The sequence below is a fragment of the Streptomyces sp. TM32 genome (assembly GCF_004122755.1).
In the GTDB taxonomy this organism is placed as follows: domain Bacteria; phylum Actinomycetota; class Actinomycetes; order Streptomycetales; family Streptomycetaceae; genus Streptomyces; species Streptomyces sioyaensis.
Map to the genome: position 1 here is coordinate 1 of NZ_SDIG01000232.1, position 8,049 is coordinate 8,049.

Annotated in this window: 5 protein-coding genes; 2 read left to right on the forward strand and 3 right to left on the reverse strand. The window is 69.1% G+C overall.

The features are described from left to right. Window positions 1-246 precede the first annotated feature (246 nt). Complete coding sequence (locus tag EST92_RS29705) at window positions 247-579, forward strand: antibiotic biosynthesis monooxygenase (protein WP_129248651.1); 333 nt, start codon at window positions 247-249, stop codon at window positions 577-579. A 90-nt stretch (window positions 580-669) separates the two neighbouring features. On the opposite strand, the gene EST92_RS29710 is transcribed toward EST92_RS29705, so the two are convergent. The 3 genes from EST92_RS29710 to EST92_RS29715 form a co-directional block, all read right to left on the reverse strand. After that, entirely contained in the window at window positions 670-5,436 is a 4,767-nt protein-coding gene (locus EST92_RS29710; protein ID WP_161981794.1) for a caspase family protein, read from the reverse strand. A gap of 13 nt (window positions 5,437-5,449) precedes the next feature. Beyond that, a complete protein-coding gene (locus EST92_RS31425; protein WP_161981797.1) occupies window positions 5,450-5,809 on the reverse strand; it encodes a hypothetical protein in 360 nt (119 codons plus the stop codon). A gap of 216 nt (window positions 5,810-6,025) precedes the next feature. Then, window positions 6,026-6,628, reverse strand: a complete 603-nt coding sequence (locus EST92_RS29715; protein ID WP_129283789.1) for a MarR family winged helix-turn-helix transcriptional regulator — start codon at window positions 6,626-6,628, stop codon at window positions 6,026-6,028. Window positions 6,629-6,897: 269 nt separating this feature from the next. Between EST92_RS29715 and EST92_RS29720 the strand changes: the two genes are divergently transcribed. Continuing rightward, window positions 6,898-7,977, forward strand: a complete 1,080-nt coding sequence (locus EST92_RS29720; protein WP_129283790.1) for an alkene reductase — start codon at window positions 6,898-6,900, stop codon at window positions 7,975-7,977. Window positions 7,978-8,049 lie beyond the last annotated feature (72 nt).

An 8,049-nucleotide genomic window follows, 5' to 3' on the forward strand; every position in this document is an offset into this window, starting at 1 on the left:
AGCAGCGCGCAGCCCATCCCGGCCGCCTCGCACTGCGACCCCCGCCTCAACCCGGCCCAGGCCGTCGAGGTGGCGCGCGCATGGGCGACGGCCCGGGCCACGCGACCCCCCACGCGCATGGCAGGCTCCGCGCTCCACTGAACGAGCCCCGCCACGGCGCTGTCCGTCCCGAAGCCCCCTTATGCCCCCGAATACCCCTCATGACATCGAAGGCCCGTCCGCGCGGGCCAGGAAAGGAACCACACCATGAGTGAAACCGTGATCCGCACCGACGACGGCACCTTCGCCATGATCAACGTCTTCGACGTGGAGCCCGACCGCCAGAAGGAACTGGCCGAAGTGATGAGCGAGGGCGCCGACCGTTTCATCCGGCACCGCCCGGGGTGCATCTCGGTGAACATCCTCACCAGCCTCGACGGCAAGCGTCTCGTCTACTACGCCCAGTGGCGCAGCAAGGCCGACATCAAGGCGACCATGGGCGACCCCGACGTCCAGTACTACCGCGACAAGGCCGCCGAACTCGCCAAGCCCGACCCGCACGCCTACACGGTGTTCTCCGTCCACCACCCGGAGAACTGACGCTCGGCCACCGGAACGGAGAAGCCAGGTCGGACGACTGCCGACCTGGCTTCTCGGCCGGCCGCTGGAGTCCTCGTCCCCTCTCCTGGCTCAGGCGTGGTGCACCTGAGGGAGGAAGGCCTCGGAGAGCCGCGCCGCGGCGAACCGGCCTCGACGGATCGAGTGCCGTTCGGCGAAGCCGAGGAGCTTCGGCCCGAGTTCCCCGGCGGAATCGGTGTACCCCTCGCCCAGTCCCAGTACGTCGCCCGCACCGTGGCCCCAGACCAGGGACGCCAGGGCCAGGACGCGGCCCTGCCCCATGGCCGACTGGACCCGGCCGGCCCAGTGGTTCGCATCGAGCCAGACCACTGCATTGAAGCAGGACCACGCACTCCGCAGGCTTGCGGCGAGGCGTTCCTCCTCACGCAGTCCGGACGGCCTGTGGAAGCAGGGGACGTCCGTGTCCGAGCGCCATTTCAACGGCACCATGCTGCAGAGCCACTCCGCCTGTTCGAGGTGGAACAGCGCCAGCTGATGGACCGATTCGACATTCGCTCCGGCTGTCTCCAGTCCCGCTACGAACGGCTCCATTTCGACGCTCGACGTGTGCTCGCCAAGGTCCGTGAGGGCTGCGGCCAGCTCCAGGAAGCCCGCGCTCTCCTCCGCCGTTATCAGGGCATTCAGCTCTGCCACGGCACCGAGCTGCGGAGCGAGTGAGGGGGTGTGCCCCCGGGCCGTGCGCAGTCGCAGCACTGAACTCCAATGCCCGGGCGCCGCGTAGCGCGTCTCGGCGAGTTCGCGATGCGCCGTCTCCAGCAGACGGCGCTGGACTTCGCCCGGGTACTCGTCCCACAGTGCTTGCCGCAGAAGGGCGTCGGCGCGGACGCCGACGAGCTCGATCAGCTTGTGTTCAGGGATGCTCCGGCGTTTCGGCTCCGCGGACTTGGCCGCCTTGGCGAACAACCAGGAAGCCAGGTGGTCCTTCGCCCTGATCACGCTGAACTCGGAAATCGGGTTCGGTTGTCTCCCGCCGAGAACCCGGTAGATCTGCTCGACCTCGTCCACGTCCACGCTCTCTCCCGTGAGAGCCGCTCCCTCGTGGAGGACCCGGCTCTCCAGAGCGCTGAGCATCTTGAACCAGGTGACGTCCTGCCCGTACGCCTGCGCAAAGGAGGCGACCTTGGCGCGGCGCTCCTCGTACACCTGGCGTAGGTGCGCGGCCTGTCCGTCGTCAGGGACGTGACTGAAGATGCGCGGACCCGGCAGGACGAGCGGAGCATCCACCTCGTGCAGCAGCTCCAGGCCATGGAAGGGAGCCCAGGCGTCCGCGTCGGCGTCGGCGCCGCCGGCCGACTTCACCACGGTGGACCACTGCTTGAGCGCCGGCCCTGCGGAATGTGTGAGTTCCGGGGACCACGACCGCTCGCGCAACATCGACACGATGGTCAGCCAACTCCTGAGGATCATCCAGTTCGGGGTGTCCATGAGCGCCTGGTCCAGGGACTCCTTGAGGGCCTTGAGGCCGTGCAGCACCTTCTGGTGCTCGCCCTGGGCATCCCGGACCGAGGCCATGAAGGAGGTGAAGAAGGAGCCGAACACGGTTTGGTCGTCGGCGGAGGACCAGGTGGCGGCCGCGTAGCGGGCGACCTCGTCCAGCGCCGCGAGCTGTTCCTGGGCGGGCAGGGCGGCTATCTGCCGCTTATAGATGTTGGCTGCCTTGGCGGCGGCCCGCCAACGGGTGTTCGGTGGAATGGCCTCCTCGAATGCGTCACCCTCGTCCGTCAGCAGGAGGGCGAGGAGCGCACCGAGCACCCTTCCCGCGGCCTCACCGCTGAGGATGCGATCGAGCACCTCGTCGTGCTCTCGCCAGGCCTGCGTCTCACCGCCCCGCGTTCCGTGCCGCCAGGCGTCGACCAGGTGCTCTGCCGTCTCCTGGGGATCCCAACTGGCCTTGGCGTGCAGCAGGCTCAGCCGGTGCATCAAGTTCCGGAGTCCGCCACTGGGGGCGGCCCTGATCGACTCCTCAAGGCTGTCGATCAGGGACTGGACGAGTCGCGCGGTACGGGAATGCAGCTCACTGTCGTCGGAGAGTTCGGCGGTACCCAGGCCCCAGCCGGCGAGGGCGAGGGTTCGACTCACCCGGCCGGGGGTGAAGTCCTGCGTGACGGCGTGGGAAACGCCTTCCAGCACGAGATTGCGGAATTCGGCCACGTCGCTGATCGCGTCGAGGCGCTGTGCGCACATGAAGGTCAGCCGGTCGAGTGTGTTGATGTCCTCGTGGCTTTGCAGTGGCTGGCGGGAGAACTCCTCCCAGAGCTGTGTGAGCACCTGGGAGAAGCTGTCGTGGATGCCCGGCGTATCGGTGGAGAGCCGCGACACCACGTTGAGCTGCGCGATTCCGAGCTTCACCCCTGACAGCGGTGTGCGGGCCGTCGGGTCCGACATGCGGCCGTGGAGTGCGAGGAGTTCGCTCTCCGCGTCCTTGAGGTCGACGGGCAGGATCAGCGCGTCGTCCGATCGGGCCAGCAGGTTGGCCACGACGACCGATCGGGTGCTGGACCACTCGTTGGTGGTCAGGCCCTTCGGGAGTTCATCGAGGTCGTCGAGTGCCCGTTCCAGGGCCCGCACCACATGGAATCCGTCAAGGCCCTTGCTGTCCGTACCGGCGAACTCGTGCACGTGGTTGAGCAAGTGCGCGGTGGCGTCGCCGATGATCCGGTCCACTTTTTTCTCATCCGGTTCCGGCACCCCGCAGAGAAAGTCGGGGAGATGGTTCTTCCCGAACCGGTCCTCCGGTGGCATCTGGAGTCTTCTGTGGATCTCCTTGAACGCCTCCGCGGCCGCCGGGCTGATGGCCACCTCCGATGCCTCGCCCGGCACGCTGTCGACGAGCACACCCGACTTCCGCAGCCAGGGAATGGCGCTTTGCAGGGAACCCAGCTCGGGTGGCAGGTCGGTCACCGACAGGGGCGGTGATCCCAGCTGTGCCCAGGCGAGAAGAAAGGCGAGGGCGCCCGGGCCGGAGTCCTCCTCCAGGCGGCAGCCCGATTCGATGAGCGCCGGGCCGACCACGTAATGGGTGGCCCGGCGGATTTCCTCGGCAAGCATTCCGTCGTGAGCGGTGGTGCCCCCTGCGGTGAGGCGCAGGCCGAGCGCGGCCACGGCCTGTGTCAGCACCGTCGGGCGGAACGCGATGGACTCGGCACCGGACAGCCGCAGTGCGGCAGCCGGGTCGACGCCCGTGATGTCCCGCTCCTCCAGCAGGAGTCGCAACAGCTCAGCGCACTGGTCCAGGCTGAGCGCAGGCACGTTCACCGGCGCCGACGGCAGGAGCTGGCCGGCGCCGGTGAGCCCCTCCAGATCGCGCGCGGAGACGACCAGGACGATCGCGTCCCGGAAGACCGGATAGGCGAGGAGCCGTTCCAGGTCGTCATGGATCTTGCGGCGCCCGGAGCGGGGCGTACGCAAGGTGATGTACACGACCAAGGGCCGGCCGCCGACCCGCCGGGCCAGCTGCGCCACCGCCTGCTCGCGCAACTCCGCGAAATCGACGGAATCCTGTGGTGCTCCGCCGTTCCGATACCGGTCCAGGCCCAGCGTGAACTGCAGCGCACGAAGGGCGGGTACGGGGCTCTTGTACCGGATGAGATCGAGATCGAGCCGCAGCACATAGGGGTCGCTGGGCATGACCGCGCGCGAGCCGTCCCGCTCACGCACGAACATCTCCGTGAGGCACTTCTTGCCGACCCCCGGCTCGCCGGTGATCGGTACGACGTTCCCCGGCCGCGACCGGGTTTTCAGCTGGCCGAACTCCTCCGGACGGGGGAGGACGGGGCGCAGCGGCGAGGGGTAGTCCCAGGGCCATTTCAGACCGAACGGAGCGGCCTTCTCGACAACGGGAGCGGCCTCGGCCGCCGCACCGCTCTCTCCGGACGGGGGCGCGGCCTCGGACGTCGCTCCCGTCTCCTCGGACGGGGGTACGGCTTCGGACGCCGCCCCCTCCTCCGCCGCGACCTGTGCCGGAGCAGTGCCGGGGAGAGACAGCTCAGCCGAACCGCGCGTCGGGTGGGCTTTGTTGGGCAACCAGGGGTGGTCCGCCACATGGCCGTGCAAGGTGAGGGGGATCGGTACCCGCTCATGAAGATCAGGGAGCCCCAGTCCCTCGTTGTGCTGCTCCGCCTGCTGTTTCACGGACTGCGCGAGATCGCTGAGGCTCAGATGGGACCCACCGCGCGGGGCGGGCCGACCGGCGGCCGCGATGAACGCACCGGTGAAGAAGCTGGGCCCGTCCTCGGTGGGCGACTTCGCCTTCCAGCCCTTGTCGGCCGCCACCAGCAGAGCAATGCTCACCCCTGTTTCGCCCGGCGGCTGAAGGACCGGACGCACATGGGAGACGGCCGCGCCCGCGTGACAGCAATCCAGAATCACCATGATGTGATCGGCCTGAACCGCCGGGTCCTGCAAGATGTTTGCGATGAGGCCGAACGCCAGGCTGCCGTGATTGTCCCTGACCGACTCGGTCTTGCTGAGCGCGAGGTACAGCCCCTGCCCGTCGGCAGGTTCGATCGTGTAGCCGTGGCCCGAGAAATAGACGAGCAGGAGATCCGAGCGTTCCTTCGGCCGCAGCGCGGCGTTGCGCAGTGCTTCTCGGATGGTGTCCGTGGTCAGCGGTCCGTTCCGGTCGCTGACCGTGTCGCAGTTGCGGCTCGGCATCCCCCACTGGTCCAGCAGGTCGCGCATCGCGTCGAGGCTGTGCGGCACCGATGGTAGGTCGCCTAACCCCTCCTGCTTGAGGTGGGGATGGTAGGTGGAACACCCGATGAGGACAGCCCGTGATCGCGCCGGGTCGAAGGGGACAGGCTCGCCGGTTATGGCCAAGTCGATACTCGCTTCAGTCCTCGTCGGGCTCTGTGTCCTCGTCGATGAGGGATGACAGGGCCTCCAGGGCCTCCCGGTCCAGCTTCCTGGTCCTGACCTGCACCGTACGGGTGCCGTTGGACACCGTCCACACACTCGGCTGGAGGCGTGCCTCCAGCCACGCGCCGAAGACGGAGAGCCCCGTTTCGATCAGCTGGCGGTTCTCGCTGGCAAAGACGATGGCGTCATGGAGCACGCCCATGTCGCCGGGTGCGCCGGGCTTCGTCAGCAGCTGGGGGTCGAGGCCGGCTCCGTGCCTGTCCCGACGGAGCATCTCCAGGAGGGAGGACACCTCCTCGTCGGTGCCCTCGTCGCAGGTCAGAGTAAATCGCACAGAAATGGCCCCCCAGTCCCGGAACTTCGAGCAGTTCATCAGCATAGCGGTCCGCGTGACGCCATTGGGGCGCAAGCCGACAGCCGTCGCGAGGGCGGCGCGTAGCGCTGCCGGCCCCGGTTCTTTGCGCGCTGACCTGGGCATGGCCGGCCTGCCGGGTCGCGGCGCCGCCGACCCGCTGACCGAACGGGCGTGGCCGGGCGCCGCGTTACGCGCTCACTTCTTGGGGGGCGTCCGCCCCGTGCCGGTCCTCGTGTCGTCCTTCGCCGCCGGTGCGGGGGCGTCTGCCGGGGAAGTCCGTGCGGCCGTGCGGGCGAGGCTGTCCTCGATACGGCGCAGGGCGTGCAGCGTTTCGGCCTGCTGATCGGGGGTGAGGCCGCCGGTCGAGGCCTCTTCGAGCTCGGCCCAGATGCGTTCGACCTCTCGGCGCAGCGCCTGGCTCGCGGCAGTCGGTTCGATGATGACGGCGCGTTTGTCGTCGGGGCAGGGGCGGCGGCGGACGAAGCCGGCGTTCTCCAGGCGTTTGATGCTGCGGGTCATGGTGGCGGCGTCGGAGTCGATCAGGCGCACCAGATCGGTCTGCCGCTGGGGACCGATTTCCCACAGATGCATCATGACCAGCTCCTGGCCCAGGTGGAGGCCGACGCGGCGCAGGAGCTGTCCGGCGATCATGCGGTGCAGGCGGGCCACGCGGAAGATCGCGTGGCTGACCGGCCCGGCGTGGGCGGCGGCGGGCACCGGCACCGAGGAGGTGGCCGACGCCGCTGTCGGCGGCTGGCTCGGCTGGCTTTGTGCGCTGTGGTTGGTTGCCCGGCTCATCAAGATCCATCCTATATCTCCGGCTAAAACTGACCGGACAGTAATCAGGATAGCCGCCCCCTTCTCCCCTTGGGGCATCCCGTAAGTGGCGGGTAATTCCAAGTGAACAGGGAGCGAGTGACGTGCCTCACTCATCGAGGTGGGAAGCGGCAGCGTGTTTTACTTGTTCGGACAGGTAATGGTGCCTCGGCTCGGTCGAGAGAGTGCCAGCACGCCGAGGGAGCGCCGCCGGACCGGGCGGCCTCCCGCTCCTCACCAAAGGAATGATCATGACGACCGCGTTCGACCCGATCGAGCTGGGCGGCAAGCGCCTGGCCAACCGCATAGCGATGGCGCCGATGACCCGTAGCCGCGCCTACGGGCAGGGGGCCACCGCGACGGAGCTGATGGCGACCTACTACGCACAGCGGGCAAGCGCCGGCCTGATCGTCACCGAGGGCGTCCAGCCGTCGGTGGTCGGCCAGGGCTACCCCGACACCCCGGGCCTGCACTCCGCCGAGCAGGTCGCCGCCTGGCGCCAGGTGACCGACGCGGTCCACCGCGAGGGCGGGGTGATCTTCGCGCAGCTGATGCACACCGGCCGCATCGGCCACCCCAGCCTGCTGCCCGACGGCCTGAGCCCGGTGGGCCCCTCCGCCGTCGCGGCCAAGGGCCAGGTCTACACCCACCAGGGTCCCCAGGACTTCGTCACACCGAAGGAACTGGCCCACGACGAGATCGTGCAGACCATCGCCGACTTCACCGACGCGGCGCGCAACGCCGTCGCCGCCGGCTTCGACGGCGTGGAGCTCCACGGCGCGAACGGCTACCTGATCCACCAGTTCCTCGCCCCCAACGCCAATCAGCGCACCGACACCTGGGGCGGCGACGTCGCGGGCCGGGTGCGCTTCGCCGTCGAGGTCACCGCCGCCGTCGCGCAGGCGATCGGCGCCCACCGCACCGCTATCCGTATCTCCCCCGGCACCCCCTTCAACGACATCAACGAGACCGACCCGGCCGACCTGACCGAGACCTACACGGCCCTGGTGGCCGGTCTCGCCCCGCTGGACCTGGCCTATCTGCACGTCCTCGAAGGCCCCGACCGCAGCCTGACCGAGCGCCTGCGCAAGGACTGGCCCGGCACGTTCGTCCTCAACCCCTTCACCCACCCCGAGCCCACCGGCCAGGACTCCCTCGGCCTGATCGAGGACGGCGCCGCGGACCTGATCGCCTTCGGCGCGCTGTTCCTGGCCAACCCCGACCTGCCCCGCCGCCTCGCGGCCGGCGGTCCCTACAACGAGCCCGACCGGTCCACCTACTACGGCGGCGACGAGCGCGGCTACACCGACTACCCGGCCCTGCCCGCCTGACCGCAGGTCACCGCCGCCGGCCGGGGGCACGGCGAACCGGGCCTCCCCGGCGCACCCCCGCCGAGCTCGAAG

Bases quoted from the DNA above. Each gene is read 5' to 3' on its own strand.
- EST92_RS29705 (WP_129248651.1), top strand. From the start codon at position 247: ATGAGTGAAACCGTGATCCGCACCGACGACGGCACCTTCGCCATGATC.
- EST92_RS29715 (WP_129283789.1), bottom strand. From the start codon at position 6,628: ATGAGCCGGGCAACCAACCACAGCGCACAAAGCCAGCCGAGCCAGCCG.
- EST92_RS29720 (WP_129283790.1), top strand. From the start codon at position 6,898: ATGACGACCGCGTTCGACCCGATCGAGCTGGGCGGCAAGCGCCTGGCC.